Origin of the sequence: Micromonospora sp. NPDC092111 (assembly GCF_044755745.1) — a bacterium.
Classification (GTDB): domain Bacteria; phylum Actinomycetota; class Actinomycetes; order Mycobacteriales; family Micromonosporaceae; genus Micromonospora.
The window spans coordinates 15,461-32,061 of sequence record NZ_JBIVRQ010000009.1; the positions used below are offsets into that span (position 1 = coordinate 15,461).

At 76.2% G+C, this 16,601-nt stretch carries 9 protein-coding genes and 1 pseudogene; 2 read left to right on the top strand and 8 right to left on the bottom strand.

Features of this window, described 5'->3' with window-relative positions; all coding sequences use genetic code 11:
• Position 1: 1 nt before the first annotated feature.
• From ACIQG9_RS18710 to ACIQG9_RS18740, 7 genes and pseudogenes are all read right to left on the bottom strand, one after another.
• Complete coding sequence (locus tag ACIQG9_RS18710; protein WP_400403846.1) at positions 2–3,523, bottom strand: amino acid adenylation domain-containing protein; 3,522 nt, start codon at positions 3,521–3,523, stop codon at positions 2–4.
• Positions 3,520–5,820: a lantibiotic dehydratase gene (locus ACIQG9_RS18715; protein ID WP_400403849.1), complete on the bottom strand. Its 2,301-nt coding sequence runs from the start codon at positions 5,818–5,820 to the stop codon at positions 3,520–3,522. The genes ACIQG9_RS18710 and ACIQG9_RS18715 overlap by 4 nt, the downstream gene beginning before the upstream one ends.
• On the bottom strand, positions 5,817–8,909 hold the full coding sequence (locus tag ACIQG9_RS18720) for a thioesterase domain-containing protein (RefSeq protein ID WP_400403852.1): 3,093 nt from the start codon (positions 8,907–8,909) through the stop codon (positions 5,817–5,819). The genes ACIQG9_RS18715 and ACIQG9_RS18720 overlap by 4 nt, the downstream gene beginning before the upstream one ends.
• Positions 8,906–12,385: an AMP-binding protein gene (locus ACIQG9_RS18725; protein WP_400403854.1), complete on the bottom strand. Its 3,480-nt coding sequence runs from the start codon at positions 12,383–12,385 to the stop codon at positions 8,906–8,908. The genes ACIQG9_RS18720 and ACIQG9_RS18725 overlap by 4 nt, the downstream gene beginning before the upstream one ends.
• Before the next feature lie 329 nt (positions 12,386–12,714).
• Positions 12,715–13,167, bottom strand: a complete 453-nt coding sequence (locus ACIQG9_RS18730) for a DUF2267 domain-containing protein (RefSeq protein ID WP_400403857.1) — start codon at positions 13,165–13,167, stop codon at positions 12,715–12,717.
• A 118-nt stretch (positions 13,168–13,285) separates the two neighbouring features.
• Positions 13,286–13,486 (bottom strand): annotated as a pseudogene (locus ACIQG9_RS18735) (MGH1-like glycoside hydrolase domain-containing protein); the annotation flags it as partial.
• A gap of 10 nt (positions 13,487–13,496) precedes the next feature.
• Positions 13,497–14,315 (bottom strand): TIM barrel protein, encoded by an 819-nt coding sequence (locus ACIQG9_RS18740; protein ID WP_400403860.1) that lies wholly within the window; start codon positions 14,313–14,315, stop codon positions 13,497–13,499.
• Between the two features lie 438 nt (positions 14,316–14,753).
• Between ACIQG9_RS18740 and ACIQG9_RS18745 the strand changes: the two genes are divergently transcribed.
• Entirely contained in the window at positions 14,754–15,368 is a 615-nt protein-coding gene (locus tag ACIQG9_RS18745) for a methyltransferase domain-containing protein (RefSeq protein ID WP_400403862.1), read from the top strand.
• A 40-nt stretch (positions 15,369–15,408) separates the two neighbouring features.
• A complete protein-coding gene (locus ACIQG9_RS18750; RefSeq protein ID WP_400403865.1) occupies positions 15,409–16,014 on the top strand; it encodes a class I SAM-dependent methyltransferase in 606 nt (201 codons plus the stop codon).
• A 24-nt stretch (positions 16,015–16,038) separates the two neighbouring features.
• Here ACIQG9_RS18750 and ACIQG9_RS18755 read toward each other — a convergent pair whose 3' ends face one another.
• On the bottom strand, positions 16,039–16,449 hold the full coding sequence (locus tag ACIQG9_RS18755; RefSeq protein WP_400403867.1) for a hypothetical protein: 411 nt from the start codon (positions 16,447–16,449) through the stop codon (positions 16,039–16,041).
• Between the last annotated feature and the right edge of the window lie 152 nt (positions 16,450–16,601).

Genomic DNA, 16,601 nt, shown 5'->3' on the forward strand with positions numbered 1-16,601 from the left:
TTCATTGCGCGGTGCCGCCGGGGCGGCGGGGAGGGGTGCGGCGGGTACGCCCACGCCGGGCGGCGGCCCGCAGCGCGGCGCGGGCGAGTTCGGGCCGGTCGGCGGCGCCGTCGAGGCTGGCCGCCAGCGCCCGGACGGTGGGATGCCGGAACAGGTCGAGCATGGTGATCGACCGGCCGGTGGCCGCGGTGAGCCGGGCGTGCACCGCGGCGAGGGCGAGCGAGTGGCCGCCGATGTCGAAGAAGTTGTCGGAGACGCCGACCCGGTCACGCGCCAGGACCTCCCGCCAGATCCCGGCGATCAGCTCCTCGGTGTCGGTCAGCGCGTCCGGGCCGGCCGGCACCGGGACGACCCGCGCCGGTTCGGTGGCGGCCACCGTCATCGCGCCGAGCGCCGCCACCCGCACGGTGGGCCGGGGCAGCGCGGCGGCGACCGTGTCGGCCGGGGCGTCCGGCTCGGCGGCCAGCGCGCCGACCAGGTCGGCCAGGTCGGCCAGCAGCGCGTCGACCCGGTCGGCGTCGAACAGGTCGGGGTTGTAGACCACGTCCACGCCGGAGCGGCCGTCCCGTTCCACCACGTAGACGGTGATGTCGAACGGGGAGCCGGGCTTGGGCACCGGGACCGGACGGCCGGTCAACCCGGTCAGCGCCAGCCGGGGCGGGGCGAAGTTGAGCACGTTGAACAACACCTGCACCAGCGGGGCCCGGGCGGTGTCCCGGCCGACGCCGAGCGCCTCCACGATCCGCTCCAGCGGCGCGCCCGGGTGGGCGGTCGCCTCGTGCAGCTCGGCGGCACACCGGTCGACCAGGTCGGCGAAGCTGGCCCCGCCGGTGCGCAGCCGCACCGGGACGGTGTCGATGAAGAAACCGACCACGTCGTCGAAGGCGGCCAGCCGGCGGTCCGCGACGATCGCCCCGACCACGTGGTCGTCGCCGCCGGTGAGCCGGCGCAGCAGCTCCCCGAAGCCGGCCAGCAGCACCGCCGCGACCGTACCGCCACGCCGGGCGGCGAGGTCGCGGACCGCCCGGTCGGCGGCGTCGGAGAGCGTCACCGCCGCCTCGGCGCCGGCGTAGGTCTGCACCGCCGGGCGGGGCCGGTCCCGGGGCAGGTCCAGCACGGTGGGCACGCCGCGCAGGTGCTCCGCCCACCAGGCCAGGTCGGCGGTGCCCCGGCGGCGGTCCCGCCCGTCCCGCCAGACGGCGTAGTCGGCGTACGAGGCGGCCAGTGGCGGCAGGGTCGGCGTGGTCCCGGCGACCGCCTGCCCGTACGCGGCGGCCAGGTCGTCGTAGAGGACCGCCTCGGACCAGCCGTCGAAGACCGCGTGGTGCATGGTCATCGCCAGCACGTGCTCGTCCGGGCCGAGCCGGTAGACGGTGACCTGCCAGGGCGGCCCGGTGGCCAGGTCGAAGGCGTGCCCGGCCCCGGTGGCGAGCATCCGGGCCAGCTCGTCCCCGACGTCGGCGCTCGCGGTCAGGTCCACCACCGGCACCGCCACGTCGGTCGGCTCCTCGCAGACCGCGTACGGCACCCCGGCGGTCTGCGGGATGCGCCAGCGCAGCACGTCGTGCCGCACCGCGACGGCCCGCAGCGCCGCGCCGAGCGCCGCCGTGTCCAGCGGGCCCCGCAGCCGGTGCGCGACGGCGATGTTGTACGGCGCGCTGGACGGGGCGAGCTGGTCGACGAACCAGAGCCGGCGCTGCGGCGGGGACAGGGTGGGCGGGTTGCCGGTGGTCAGCCCGTCGGCGTCGGCGGGCGCGGCGGCCCGCAACCGGGCGGCCAGCCCGGCCGGGGTACGCCCGGCGAGCACGTCCCGGGTCTCCACGTGCCGGCCCAGCTCGGCGCGGAGCGCGGCGACCAGCCGCATCGCGGCGATGGAGTTGCCGCCGACGGCGAGGAAGTCGGTGTCCGGGGCCGGGGCCGCGCCGAGCAGCCGGGCCCAGGCCCGCCGGACCGCCCGCTCGACCGGATCGGCGTCGTCCTCGACCTCCTCCTCGGCCGGCGCGGCGACCAGGGTGGCGACGGCCAGGTCACGCAGCGCCGACCGGTCCAGTTTGCCGGTGGTGACGCTGATCGGCAGGTCGTCGCGGCGCAGCACCCGGGCCGGCAGCATGGCGGCGGTCAACCGATCCCCCGCGTACGCCCGGACGGCGTCGTCGTCGGGCGCGTCGGCCGGGGTGAGGAAGGCCACCAGGATGGCGCCGGCCGGGCCGGGCACCACCTCGACGGCTGCCCGGTCGACGCCGGGCACCGCCGCGAGCACCGCCTCGACCTCGCCCAGCTCGATCCGCTGGCCCCGGATCTTGACCTGCCGGTCGGCCCGGCCCAGGTAGCCGATCCGGCCGTCGGCCCGCAGCCGGACCAGGTCACCGGTGCGGTAGAGCCGCTCGCCGGGCAGCCCGGAGAACGGGTCGGGGACGAACCGTTCGGCGGTGAGGCCGGGCCGGTTGAGGTACCCGTCGGCCAGCCCCGGCCCGCCGATCAGCAGCTCGCCGGTCTCCCCCGGCGGCACCGGCCGCAACGCGTCGTCCACCACGTAGGCGCGGTGGTTGGGCAGCGGCAACCCGATCGGCACCGGCTCGGTGTCGGCGCCGGTCAGGTCGCCGCAGACCGCCAGCACGGTGGACTCGGTGGGACCGTAGCCGTTGACCAGCCGCCGGCCCGGTGCCCAGCGGGCGGCCAGCTCGGCGGGGACCGCCTCGCCCCCGCAGAGCACCGTCCGCCAGCCGGGCACGTCCGCCGGGTCCAGCATGGACAACACGGTGGGGGTGATGAAACCCCAGTTGACCTCGTGCGCGGCGATGAACCGGGCCAGCCGGGCCGGGTCGGACCGGTCGTCGGTGCCGAGCAACTGGACGCTGCCGCCGAGCAGCAGCGGGATGAACAGGTCGATGGTGGCGGCGTCGAAGCCGAGCGAGGCGATGCCGAGGCTGCGCACGTCGGCGTCGGCGCCGCTGAACGCCGCGCAGCCGGTGACGAACGCGAGCACGTTGCGGTGGGTGGTCAGCACGCCCTTGGGCCGGCCGGTGGAGCCGGAGGTGAACAGCACGTACGCCAGATCGCCGGACCGGGCCGGGCTGGGGACGACCGGGGCCGGGCCGGGCTGGGCGACGACCTCGATGCCGGGGGTGCCGGCGAACTCGGTGGCCGCCGCGTCACCGACGACCAGCGTCACCCCGGCGTCGGCGGCGATCTCGCGCAGCCGCTGCCGGGGGCCGCCGGGCTCCAACGGCACGTAGCAGCCACCGGCGAGGAGCACGCCGAGCACGCTGACCACCAGCTCGGGGCGGCGCTCGGCGCACACCCCGACCCGGGTCTGCCGGCCCACGCCCCGGTCGCGCAGTGCGGCGGCCAGTCCGGCCGCCCGGCCGATCAGCTCCCGGTAGGTGAGCTTGTCGTCCCACTGACGGACGGCGACCGCGTCCGGGCACCGCGCCGCCCGCATCGCGATCAGGTCGGCCACCGTCCCGTCCGGCCAGGGCAGTTGCTCCCCGTCGACGGCGCTGATGGACAGGATGTCGGTCACTTCGCTCCCCGGTAGGTGGCGGGATCGGTGATCTGCAGGCGCAGCTCGCTGACGTAGCCCCGGCCCGACGCGTCCGGCACCCAGGCGTCGCCGGGGGCGGGCAGCAGCTCGCTGACCACTATCGGGACGTCCGGGCCGGTCCGGGCGGCGGCGTCGACCATGGCGCAGAGCGACTGGGCGTACAGCGGGCCGGTCAGATCGACGTAGCAGGGCTTGATCTCGGTGCCGACCTTCACGAAGACCCGCTCGGGTAGGCCGGTGGCCGCCCGCCAGCGGCGGACGGCGAGGTACCGGGCGGTCTCGTCGGCCTGCCCGGCGAGGCCGCTCTCCCCCACCGTGGTCCGCCAGGTACGCCGGGCCACCACCAGCCGGTCGATCACGATCCGGGGCATGTGCGGGGCCGGGTCGAGCAGCTTGAAGGTGTCCAGCAGCAGCGAGCCGAGCAGGTTGGCGAAGATCTCCACCAGCGGCCAGCGCTCCCCGTCGGGAAAGACCGCGGTCAGCTCGTCGCCGTCCCGCCGTACGGTGACGGCGGTGGCCGCCACCAGCCGGTCGACGTCCGCGCCGCGGGCGGTGTCGATGCCGAGCTGACGGTCGGCGGGCCCGGTCAGGGCGTACGTGGTGCGGGTGGTCCGGCGGGGGAAGTTCTCCGGCCAGAGCACCCGCAGCCGGGCCGGGCCGAGATCGACGTCGAGGGCCGCCCGCAGCACCGACGGGTCGGGGTGGAACGGGCTGAGCACCGCGCTGTCGAACGGGACGGTGGCCGGGTGCAGCTCACCGAGGACCAGCAGGAACTCGCCACGGTCCAGCGCCTCGGGCGAGGCGGCGCTGATCTGCACGTCCGGGTTGTGCAGCCGGGCCGACGGCCAGCCGGGACGCTCGGCGGGGAAGACGGTGGACACCCGGGCGGCCAGGTCCTCGGCGCGCAACCGCAGCTCGGCGCAGTCGGCCGGCAGGTCCCGCAGGCCGAACAGCCGGGCCCAGCGGTCGGTGAGGTCGGCCCCGGCGCGGACGAACGGGCCGTTCGGCGCGATCAGCGTCCCCTGGGCCAGCGACCAGATGTCGGCCAGCCGCACCGGCCCCTCGGCGGCCAGCTCGTCGTACAGCTCGGAGAGGAGTTCGGCGACGCTGACGCCGATCTCGGCGGTCAGCCAGCGGGCGGCCTGGAGCACCACCGCGAGCGGGGCGGCCAACGCGTCCAGGACGGTGGCGCCGAGGCTGAACTCCAGGTTCCGGGCGGAGTCCTCGTAACAGACGGTGCGGCCGACATACATCTGACCGCCGCTGCGGGTGGCGGACCGGCCGGTCGCGGCGGTGAACTCCTCGTTGAGGGCGGCGAGCGCGGCGGCGAGCCGGTCCGGGTCGCCGGCCGCGGCGGCGACCGCGTCCCGGGCGGCGCGGAGCCGGGCGAACCCGGCGGCGGCCGCGGCCCGGGCCGGCTCGTCGCCGATCGCGGCGATCCGCTCGGCGAGCACCCGCTCGGCGTCCGGGCTGACCGGCAGGTCCGCCCCCCAGGTGAGCTGCCCGCGCTCGACCCAGCGGTCCAGCAGCAGGTAGACGTCGTCGACCGCGTGCACCTGACCCTCGGCGTGCAGCCGGCGGGCCAGCTCGACCGCGGCGGTACGCCCGTCGCAGGCCGCCAGCAGCCGGGCCTCGGGGGCCGTCAACGGGGTCGGCGGGTGCAGCGGCCAGCGCAACTGGCGGCCCTCGACGGTCAGGTGCGGTTGTCGGGCGGGGGCCCACCAGCGGCGTACCGTGAGGTCGTCGGCGAGCCGTTCGGCGTACTCGATCAGGGCCCAGGCCTCGAAGAACACCTGCCGGCGGGTGACCAGCGTCGGGCCGGGTGCGAGCCGGGAGCCCGGCTGGTCAGGGTCGAACGTGCCCCAGCAGACCGGGCCGAAGAAGCCGATCGTCTCGGCCTTGCCGCAGTACCGCTGCCAGTAGCGCAGCAGGACGAGTTCGCGTTTGCGCCGTTTGCCGTTGCGTACCGCCGGGTCGGTCTTCAGCAGCCCGTCGAGCGCGACCAGCATGGCCGGGTTCTGCCAGGTGATCGCCTCCCGCAGCAGCGGGTCGGCGGCGAGTTCCCCGGCGACCGCGGAGGACCCGGCGAACGCCTCGGCCAACGCCTTGTCGAAGACCTCCGCCGGGCCCGCCCCGGTGAGCAGGGCGTCGGCGGCGGTGGCCGCCTCCGGGGCGGCGAACCGGTCGAGCCCGGCGGCGGGGAAGCCGGCACTGCGCAGCACCACGTCCCGCCACACCGACCAGCCGGTGTCGCCCAGCGGCAGCAGGTGGCTCACCGGCCGGACTTCCGCGTGGGGGCGTCCACGATCTGCAGCCGCAGTTCGCTGAAGTACCGGCGGCCGGCGGCGTCCGGCACCCACGCCTGGTCCGGGGTGGGCAGCATCTCGCTGACCACCAGGGAGACGTCGTCACCGCCGTCGACCCGGGCGGCCCGGATCATGGCGCAGAACATGTTCGTGAAGGCCGGGCTGCTCAGGTCCACGAAGCACGGCTTGGTCTCGGTGCCGAGCTTGACGTAGACCTGCTCCGGCAGGCCGAGCCGCCGCCGCCAGGCCCGGACGGCGAGGAAGCGGCCCCGCTCCCCGCGCGCGTCGGCGAGGCCGCTGTCCCCGACGGTGGTCCGCCAGGTCTGCCGGGCCACCACCAGACCGTCCAGGCTGATCCGTGGCGCGTAGGGCCCGGCGGCGACCAGCTTGAACCCGTCGACGGCGTGCGCGCTGAGCAGTTCGGCGAACACCTCGGTGAGCGGCCACCGCTGGCCGTCGTGGGCGGTGGCGACCAGCCGGCCGTCCTCGTCGGTCACGGTGAGGTCCACCGTGGGCAGCACCCGCGCCGGGTCGCCGCCCGGCGCCGGCTGGAACGCCAGGTGCCGATCGGTCGGGCCGGTCAACGACTCGGCGGTACGGCTGGTCCGGCGGGGCCAGTCGGTCGGGAAGAGCAACCGGATCCGCCGCTCGCCCAGGTCCTCGGCGAGCGCCGCGCGGAGCCGCTCCACGTCCGGGTGCGCCGGGGTGAACACCGCGCAGTCGAACGACGACCAGGCCGCGTGCAGCTCACCGAGCACCACGGTGTACTCGCCCCGGCGCAGCGCGTCGACGTCGGTCGCGCAGATCTGCAGGTCGGGGCTGTGCATCACGCCGTTGGACCACTCCGGGCGGGTGCCGGGGAAGACCTCGTCGATCCGGTCGGCGATGTCGGCGACCCGCAGCCGGACCTCGCTGGTGTGGGCGGGCAGGGTGTCCAGCCCGAACAGCCCGGCCCAGCGCGCCGCGAACTCGGCGGCCACCGCGTCGACCGGCCGTTCGCCGCCGCCCCAGAACAGGCCCTGGGCCAGGAACCACAGGTCGGACAGGGCGACCGGGCCGTCCCCGGCCTCGGCGCGCAGCTCCTCGTAGAGGGTCCGGAACACCGCGTCGTACGCCTCGGCGAGCGCGTCGACCATCCAGCGGGCGGCGCGCAGCAGCACGTCGAGCGGGGCGGCGAGGTCGGCCAGCAGCGGCGCGCCGAAGACCACGTCGAGGTCGCGGCTGGTGTCCTCGTAGCAGATCGTCCGGCCGGCGTACATCTGGCCCTCCCGGCGGCGGGGTTCGGCCCCGGTCAGCTCGGTGAAGGTGTCGTCGAGCTGGTCGAGGGCGACGCGCAACCGGTCCGGGTCGCCGGCCACCGCGGCGACCGCGTCGCGCGCCGCGCGCAGCCGGTCCCAGCCGGCCCGCGCGGCCACCCGGACCGGCTCGTCGCCGATCCCGTCGATCCGGGCGGAGAGCACCTGCTCGGCCTCCGGGCTGACCGGCAGGGCGGCGTCCCAGGTGATGAGTTCCCGCTCGACCAGCCGGTCCAGCAACGCGTAGCCGTCCTCGGGCCGGCGCAGCCCGACGGCCGGGTCGGCCACCAGCTCGTACGCCGGGCGGTGGCCGTCGACGGTGGCGAGCAGCGCCGCCTCCACCGGGGACAGCGCGACGGGCGGCCGACCGGGACGCAGCAGGCTGCGCCCGCGCACCGTGAGGTGGGCGCAGAGCACGGGCGGCCACCAGCGGCGGACTGCCAGGTCCGCGCCGATCCGGTCGGCGTAGGCGGACAACGCCCAGGACTCGAACCAGACCCACCGGCGGCGGGTCAGCCCCGGTCCGTGGCTGACCCGGGCGACCTCCGGCTGCTCCGGGTCCAGGGTGACCCAGCAGCTCGGCCCGAAGAAGCCGACCGTCTCGTTCTTGCCCGCGTACCGCTGCCAGTACTTGAGCAGGGCCCGCTCCCGATCCCGGCGGCGCACGTTGCGGGCCGCGTCGCCGCCACCTCGGGCCAGGCCGTCCAGGGCGACCAGCGCGCCCCGGTTCTGCCAGGTGATCGCCTCGCGCAGCAGCGGCTGGCCGGCCAGCTCGCTGAACCGGTGCGACGCGACCCGGACGGCGTCGTCGAACTCCTTGTCGAACCGCTCCGGGTCGACCCCGCCGGCGAGCATCTCGTCGGCCGCCGCGGCGGCGCGCGGCGCGGCGAACAGGGTCAGCCCGTCGGCCGGGAAGCCGGTGCCGCGCAGGATGGCGTCCCGCCACACCGACCAGCCGGTGTCGCCGAGCGGCACCCGGTAGGCGCCGGCCCGGTCCGGCCCGGTCACCGGGGCGGACGCCGGCACCGGCGCGGTGCCGGCGGCGGCCAGGTCGGCCCGGATCACGGCGAGCAGCTCGGGCAGCCGGTCGTGGAGGAAGAAGTGCCCGCCGTCGAGCTCGTGCAGGGTGAATCCGGCGGCGGTGTGCTCCGCCCAGCCGGCGCTGTGCTCCCGGGTGACCGCCCGGTCGTCCCGGCCGCTGAACGCCACGACCGGCACCGGCAGCGGCTCGCCGGCCAGGTAGCGGTAGCCGTCGACCCGGCCGAAGTCGGCGCGCAGCAGCGGCAGCACCAGCTCCACCAGCTCGGGGTGGTCCAGCAGCCCGGCGGGGAGGCCGCCGCCCTCACCGAGTCGGCGCAGCAGCTCGTCGTCGTCCACCCGGGACAGCCCGTCGAAGACGCTGAGGGCGTCGACGTGCGGGGCGCGGGCGCCGCCGACGTAGAGCCGCAGCGGCAGCTCCCGGCCGGTACGCCGCAGCTCCCGCACCACCTCGAAGCCGACCCGGCCACCCATCGAGTGGCCGTAGATGGCGTACGGGCGGTCGGCCCGCTCGACGATGGCGGTGGCCACGTCGGCGACGGTGAAGTGCGGATTGTCACCGATCCGGTTCTCCCGGCCGGGTAGCTGCACCGGCAGCACCTCGACGTCCGCGCCGATCTCCTGCTGCCAGCGGCGGAAGGCGCTGGCACCGCCTCCGGCGTAGGGCAGGCAGAACAACTGCACCGGGGCCTGGGGTCGGCTGCCGGGCGAGACGAACCAGTTCACCGTGCGCCTTTCTGCGGTGGGTCGATCCAGTGCCGCCGGCGCTGGAAGGGGTAGCCGGGCAGCCCGGTACGCCGGACGGCGCCCTCGGGGTGCAGCGCGGCCCAGTCGACGTCCCGGCCGGCCACCCAGCCGGCGGCCAGGTCGCGCAGCGCGCCGGGCTCGCCGGCCACGGTGGCGCCGGTGTCGAGGAGTTCGTCCAGCGCGGCGAGGGCGCCGGCCAGGTCGGACGCGACGACGGCGGCCCGCCGGCCGAAGGTGCGCCGGCCCAGCGCCAGGGTGGCGGCCACCTGCGGCAGCTCCGGCGCGGCTCCGGCCAGGTGCGCCCGCAGCCGGGTCAGCGCGTCGCGCAGCGCCTGCGGGGTACGCGCCGAGACCGGCAGCAGCCAGGCCCGGGCCGTCGGCGGGTCGACCGGCTCGGCCGGCGGTGGCTGCTCCACCACCACGTGCGCGTTGGTGCCGCCGAGGCCGAACGAGCTGACCCCGGCCACCCGGCGCGGGCCGTCGGGCCAGTCCCGGGCCTTGGTCGGCACGTAGAACGGGCCGCCGGCCAGGTCGATCTCGGGGTGTGGGCGGGTGAAGTGCAGGTTCGGCGGGATCACCCCGTGCTGGACGGCGAGCACCGTCTTGATCAGCCCGGCGATGCCGGCCCCGGCGTCGAGGTGACCGATGTTGGTCTTGACCGAGCCGAGCGCGCAGGACTCGGCGGGGGCCGCCCCGCCGTACACCTCGTGCAGCGCGGCGACCTCGATGGCGTCGCCCAGCGGCGTACCGCTGCCGTGGGCCTCGATGAACCGGACCTCGCCGGGGGCGACCTCGGCGGCGGCGAGGGCGTTGGCGACGGCGGCGGCCTGTCCGGCGGGGCCGGGCACGGCGAAGCCGGCCCGGTCGGGGCCGTCGTTGGTGACCGCCCAGCCGGGCAGGACGGCGTAGATCCGGTCCCCGTCGGCCTGGGCGTCGGCGAGCCGGCGCAGGGCGACGACCCCGACGCCGGAGCCGAAGCCGGCGCCCTCGGCGGCCTCGTCGAAGGCGCGGCAGCGGCCGTCCGGGGAGGCCAGCCCGCCGGGGGTGGCCCGGTAGCGGGGCCAGGTGACGTTGACCCCGCCGGCGAGGGCGATGTCGCACTGGTAGTCGGCGAGGCTCTGGGCGGCGAGGCAGACCGCGACCAGCGAGCTGGAGCAGGCGCTCTGCACGGCCAGGGCCGGCCCGGTCAGCCCCAGCCGGTACGCCACCTGCCCGGGGAGGTGGTCGGTGAACTGCCGGCCGATGAGCCGGGCCTCCCAGTCGTCGGGGTCGACGTCGCCCACCACGGCCGGGTTGTCCATCAGGTGGAAGAGGAAGTAACGGTTGGTGGAGGTGGCCGAGTAGACGCCGACCAGGCCGGGGAAGCGGATCGGGTCGTGCCCGGCGTCCTCCAGCGCCTCCCACGCGGCCTCCAGGAAGAGCCGGTGCTGCGGGTCGGTCCGGGCGGCCTCCTCGTCGGACATCGCGAAGAACTCGGCGTCGAAGTCGGTGACCCCGTCGAGCTTCCCGGCGGCCCGCACGTGCCGGGGGTCGGCGCGCAGACCCGCCCCGATGCCGAGCGCGGCCAGCTCGGCGTCGGAGTGGTCGTGGACGGAGTCGACGCCGGCGCAGACGTTCCACCAGAAGGTGGACACGTCGGGGGCGCCGGGGAAGCGGCCGGCCAGCCCGACCACGGCGATCTCGTCGCCGGTGTACTCGCGGGCGGCGACCGGCGGCGGGGCCGGGGCGGGCAGGGTGGGCGCGGGGGCCGGGGCGGCGGGGGCCGCCGGGTCCAGCAGCCGGGCCTGGGCGGCGACGGTGGGGTGGGCGAAGAGCCGGACCATCGGCAGCGCCACCCCGAACCGGTCGGCGAGGCGCTGCTGCACCTGGCCGAGCAGCAAGGACTGGCCGCCGGCGTCGAAGAAGCTCTCCTGCCGGCCGACGGCGTCCCGGCCGAGCACGGCGCACCAGATGTCGTGCACGGCCCGCTCGGTGTCGGTGGCCGGTTCCTGGCCGGCCGGGACCGCGCGGGGCGGGTCGGGCAGCGCCCGCTCGTCGACCTTGCCGGTGACGGTGAGCGGGAGGGCGTCGAGCACCAGCACGGCGCGGGGCAGCGCGTACTCCGGCAGCCGCCGGGCCAGGCCGGCGCGCAGGACCGCCGGGTCGAGGGAACCGCCGGCCGGGGTCGCGTACGCCAGCAGCTCGCCGTCGCGGGCGATGGCGCGGACGGCGGCGACGCCGGGCTGGTCGGCGAGGGCCGCCTCGACCTCGGTCAGCTCGATCCGGAACCCGCGGACCTTGACCTGCCGGTCGAGCCGGCCGAGGCAGACCAGCTCGCCGGTGGGCAGCCGGGCCCCGAGGTCGCCGGTGGCGTAGGTGGGCACCCCGTCGGGGTCGCGGCCGAACCGGTCGCTGGGCTGGCCGAGGTAGTTGGGGGCGAGGTGCCGGCTGCGCACCACGATCTCGCCGGAGTCGGCCAGCCGCAGCTCGTACCCGGGCAGCGCGGCGCCGATCGGCAGCGGGCCGGTGGCGGCCGGGTCGGCGGCGGCGAGCGGCAGGGCGTGCCGGGCGGCGAAGGTCATCTCGGTGGCGCCGTAGCCGTTGACCAGGACGCAGTCCGGGGCGAACCGGTCCCGGCCGCGGACGGCGTCGGCGTGGGTGGCCTGTTCGCCGCCGAGCAGCACCACCCGGACGGCGTCGAGCCGCCGGTCGCCGAGGGCGTCGAGCAGGAACCGGTAGACGGTCGGGGTGGAGTGGTAGATCGTCACCCGTTGCCGGGCCAGCCGCTCGACGGCGTGGGCCAGGCCGTGCCGGCGCAGGTCGACCGGGACGACGGCGGCGCCGGTGAGCAGCGCGGGGTAGAGGTCGGGGATGGCCGCGTCGAAGCTGAACGAGGCGAGCAGGCTGAGCCGGTCGGCCGGGCCGACGGCCAGGGTGTGGATCTGGTTGTCGACGACGTGCCGCAGGTTGCGGTGGGTCTGCGCGACGGCCTTGGGCGTGCCGGTGGAGCCGGAGGTGAACAGCACGTAGGCCGGGGCGTCGGGGTCGACCGGGATCGGGCGCAGCGGCGCGGTGGCGGTCTCGTCGAGGACGAGCACGTCGGTGCCGGGCCGGTCGGCGCGCAGCGTGTCGGCCAGTTCCCGGTGCGCGGCGGTGCAGGCGATGACGCGGACGTCGGCGGCGGCGAGCATGTGCCGGAGCCGGTCGGCCGGGAAGCCGGGGTCCAGCGGCACGTACGCGCACCCGGCGGCGAGCGTGCCGAGGAGGGCGGCGACGGTGGGTGCGCCATGCTCGGTGAGCAGGGCGACCCGGTCGCCGGCGCGGATCCCGGTCGCGGTGAGCGCGGCGGCGTGCCCGCCGGCCGTCCCGGCCAGTGCGGCGTAACTGACCTCGTGGGTCTCGCCGAGGATCGCCGGCCGGTCGGGGCGGGTGGCCGCGACGTGGGCGAACTGCTGGATGATTGTCGGTTGCGCCATCTCAGGAGACCGACTCGGCTCCACTTTGGACAGGCGCGCAGGCGTAGACAATTGTGATCACGATCCCCCCCAGGACTTCACAATGGAAGCAGGATAAGGCTCGATGCCTCGGGGTAAAGCTGATCGATCAGAGTCCGCCCGAAGGGCCTACCAGGGCGTGAAGATCGGACGGCGAAATTCGGCCGATCATCCCCCTAGCGCGAAGAGGAGTTTCAGCCTAGGCGCCTACCAGCAAGTAAATTTGCGGAAAAAGAGCCTGCAAACCGGCGATTTTCCACCACGGTCGGGCCCTAACGGCAGCTCAACGGGGCTGTGACCAGCCCGTCCCGTCAGCCATCGTACGGCCCGCGCGGGGGCGGATCGATGTCCGGGCCGAAACTTTTCGGCAACTGGGCGAGGAGATCCTGGAACTCACCGACGGTCACCGCGTCCCGCAGGGTGGCGAAGACCGCGCGCACCCCGGCCTGGGCGGTGGCCGGCTCGACCCCGGCCCGCTCGGCCACCCGACGCAGGAACTCGACCGGCCCGAAGCCCGCCGGGCCGGACTCCCCCGGCCGGTCGGACGAGGCCGGGTCGGCCCCGCCGGGCCCGCCCTCCCCCGGTGGGGGGCCGGTGAGATAGCTGCCCACCTCGTCCGGGAGCTGGGTGGCCGGGTCGCCGGACTCGCCCGCGTCGGCCCGTTCCGCCAACGTGACCAGCACGGCACGGGCGATCGCGGCGGCCCGCTCCGACGGCAGTTCGGCCCGCCGGGCCACCGCGTCGACGAAGATCGGGAAGCGCATCCGCCCCCTCCTGTCCCGGCTGGCCCGGGTGCTCTCCGGGCCGGACGCGGATACCCCCGGGCGCGGTCGGCAAACGGGCGAGCCCGGCCGCCGACCACCCTCGCCCGGCGGGCCGGGCTCACCGCTCGGCGAGGGCGTCGAGCAGCAGGGCGGCCGTCCAGCTCAACGATGCCGAGCCGAGCCCCTGCTGGGCGACCAGCCTCGGGTAGAGCCAGCGCAACGCCCGCACCGACGCCTCCGACGGGGCACGTCGGTGCACCGCCCAGGCGGCCTGGGCGTGCACCGGCGGCTGGACGATGCCGGAGGTGGCGGCGGCGTCGTACCGGCGCTCACGCCGCCGCCGGCCGGGGTGCGGCGTGCCGCAGCACCGTGGCCGCCAACTGCAGGGCGCGGACCGGGTCGCCGCGGAGCCGGCAGTCCAGGGCCAACCAGCCCGGGTAGCCGACGTCGCGCAGGGTACGCAGCAGCGCCGGCCAGTCCAGGTGCCCGGCACCGGGCTGGCAGCGGTTGGAGTCGCTGACCTGCACGTGCCCGAGATAGGGGGCGGCGGTACGCAGCGCGGCGTGCACGTCGTCCTCCTCGATGTTCATGTGGAAGGTGTCGGCGACCACCCGCACGGACGGCAGGCCGACGGCCGCGCAGAGCGCCACCGCGTCGTCGAGCCGGTTGACCATGTGATCCTCGTACCGGTTGAGCGGTTCCAGGAAGAGGGTGACCCCCTCGGCCCGGGCGTGCGCGCCGAGGGCGCCCAGGGCGTCGACGAGGACCTGCCGGTCGCCGGCCGGCGGGCGGGGCGGCTCGAACGGCGGCAGCCGCCGGGAGAACATCCCCCAGGCGGCCGGGGTCATCGCGCCGACGCCACCCAACTCGGCGATGACGGTGAGCTGGGAGCGCAGGTTGACCACCGCGTCCCGGGACCGGTCCGGGTCGAAGTCGCCGATGAAGTGGTCCATCGCCACGCAGACGGTCGGCATCACCACGCCCCGGGCGCGGGCCCGGCGCAGCTCCGGCAGCCGGCCGGCGAGGGCGAGGTCACCCCGCCCGCGCAGCTCGATGCCGTCGTAGCCGAGCGCGGTCGCGAGGGCGAACTTCTGGGCCAGGTCGGCACCCGGGAGCAGGTGCTCCTGGCAGGCGAGTGGGAACGACATCAGAACCTCGGCCAGCACTGGTGGGGCCGCACCCGCACCGTGGTCGAGCAGTGCCGGCGCGTAGGCCCGGCCAGCGAGACAACCCAGTCACCCATGGCGTCACTCCCGGGGGAATACCGGGCTCGATCGTACCAAAAAATCGCCATATGTCTTGTTATTGATCAATGGTGGCGGTCGCCGGCCCGGCCCTGGTGTCGCCGGCCCGGCGCCCTCGCCCGCGAACCGGGTCCGGACCACCACCCGACATTCCGGTCACCCTCCGTCGCACCGGCCGACACGGGGCGACACCGCCGGTCGCGGGGGCTGACGATGCCCCTCGGGGTCCGTAGCATCTGTCGGGTGTCCCGCATCGGTGCGGGCACCCGACGGCCGATGGCGTGCCCCCACGTACGCCCGCCGGCTGGCGACGGTTTTCCGCGACGGGCAGAAGGGCCGGCGATGAGTCGAGCAGAGCAGGACACCGCGGCGGGCACCGAGGGTGAGGACTACACCCAGCGGTTGCAGCGTCTCGGTGGCGCGCGCTGGAAGCAGGTGCTCGACGTGCAGGCGCCCTACCGGTGGAACCTCCAGCGGCTCGACCTGGGCCGCACCCTGGACGTCGGCTGCGGGCTCGGCCGCAACCTGGCCAACCTGGGCGAGGGCGCGGTCGGCGTCGACCACAACCCGACCTCCGTCGCGCACGCCCGGGCCTCGGGGCTGGAGGCGTACACGGTGGAGGAGTTCCACCAGTCCCCGCACGCCCGGCCCGCCGCCTTCGACGCGCTGCTCGCCGCCCACCTGCTGGAGCACCTCCCCGCCGAGCAGGCCCTGGAGGTCATCTCCGGCTACCTGCCGTTCCTGCGTCCCGGCGGCACCGCGGTCTTCATCACCCCGCAGGAGCGCGGGTACGCCAGCGACGCCACCCATGTCCGCTTCGTCGGGTTCGACGAGGCCGCGGAGGCGGCCCGTGACCTCGGCATGACGGTGGTCAAGCAGTACTCGTTCCCGTTCCCCCGGTCGATGGGCAAGGTGTTCACCTACAACGAGTTCGTCACGGTGGCCCGGCTGCCCTGAGCCCCGCGACGACCCCGGCGCGGCCGGTTACCGTGGCGGCATGACCAACCCGACCCGCTGGGCGACCGAGACCGGTCCCGGGCACTCGCAGTGGTACATCGACCGGTTCCGTCGGCTCGCCTCGGAAGGAGCCGACCTGGCCGGCGAGGCCCGCCTGGTCGACGCGGTGGTGGCACCCGGCTCCCGGATCCTGGACGCCGGGTGCGGCACCGGACGGGTCGGCGCCGCGCTCGCCGCCCGGGGCCACCGGGTGGTCGGGGTGGACGCCGACCCGGCGCTGGTCGAGGCGGCCCGCGCCGACCACCCCGGGCCGCGCTGGCTGGTCGGCGACCTCGCCGAGCTGGACCTCGCCGGGGCCGGCGAACCGGAGCCCTTCGACGCCGCCGTGGTCGCCGGCAACGTGATGGCCTTCGTCGCACCCGGCACCGAACCGGACGTGCTGGCCCGGATCGCCGGCCACCTGCGCCCCGACGGCGTGGTGCTGGTCGGCTTCGGCCTCGACCGGGGCTACCGGATCGACCACTTCGACACCGACACCGCCGAGGCCGGCCTCCGCCTCGAACAACGCTTCGCCACCTGGGACCTGCGCCCGTGGCGGGAGGAGGCGGACTTCGCGGTCAGCCTGCTCCGCCGCCCGGCCGGCTGAACCGACCGCCGGTATCCGCCCCGTTCAACGGGTCGCCTGCCGCAGCCCGGTCACCGCCACGGCGACCGGCAACAGCACCGCCGTCGCCGCGCCGACCAGCGCCGGGGCCGGGCCGGCGGGCTGACCGTCGACCCGGACCGCGCCGGTGACGTCCAGCGCGCCGACCCCGTTCACCGCCACGTACCACAGGGCCAGCCAGCGGACCTGGAACAGCCGGGCGGTACGGCCGAGCACCCCGAGGGCCAGCGCCAGCGCCGGCAGGAACAGCACCGCGCCGACCCAGGCGACCAGCAGCATCCCCCCGGTGGCGACCCGCTCCGGTGCCGCCGCCGCGGCCAGCGCCACCGCCGCCGGCCCACCACCAGCGGGACACCCCCGGACCAGCACCCGCGCCTCCCCGACGAGCAGCCGTCCGGCGGCGACGCCGGCCCGCACCGGGGTACCCGGCCGGGTGGGGCCGCCCCGCCCCGCCGCAGCGGCCAACGGGACCGGCCGGGCCGGCGTGCACGGGACCGGCCGGGCCGGCGAACGCCCGGCCCCGGGCCGGGTCGAAGCGGCCGAACCAGAGCGCCGGCAGCAGCGCGATC

Coding starts and splice junctions, on each gene's coding strand:
- ACIQG9_RS18725 (WP_400403854.1), bottom strand. CDS start 12,385: ATGGCGCAACCGACAATCATCCAGCAGTTCGCCCACGTCGCGGCCACC.
- ACIQG9_RS18730 (WP_400403857.1), bottom strand. CDS start 13,167: ATGCGCTTCCCGATCTTCGTCGACGCGGTGGCCCGGCGGGCCGAACTG.
- ACIQG9_RS18740 (WP_400403860.1), bottom strand. CDS start 14,315: ATGTCGTTCCCACTCGCCTGCCAGGAGCACCTGCTCCCGGGTGCCGAC.
- ACIQG9_RS18745 (WP_400403862.1), top strand. CDS start 14,754: ATGAGTCGAGCAGAGCAGGACACCGCGGCGGGCACCGAGGGTGAGGAC.
- ACIQG9_RS18750 (WP_400403865.1), top strand. CDS start 15,409: ATGACCAACCCGACCCGCTGGGCGACCGAGACCGGTCCCGGGCACTCG.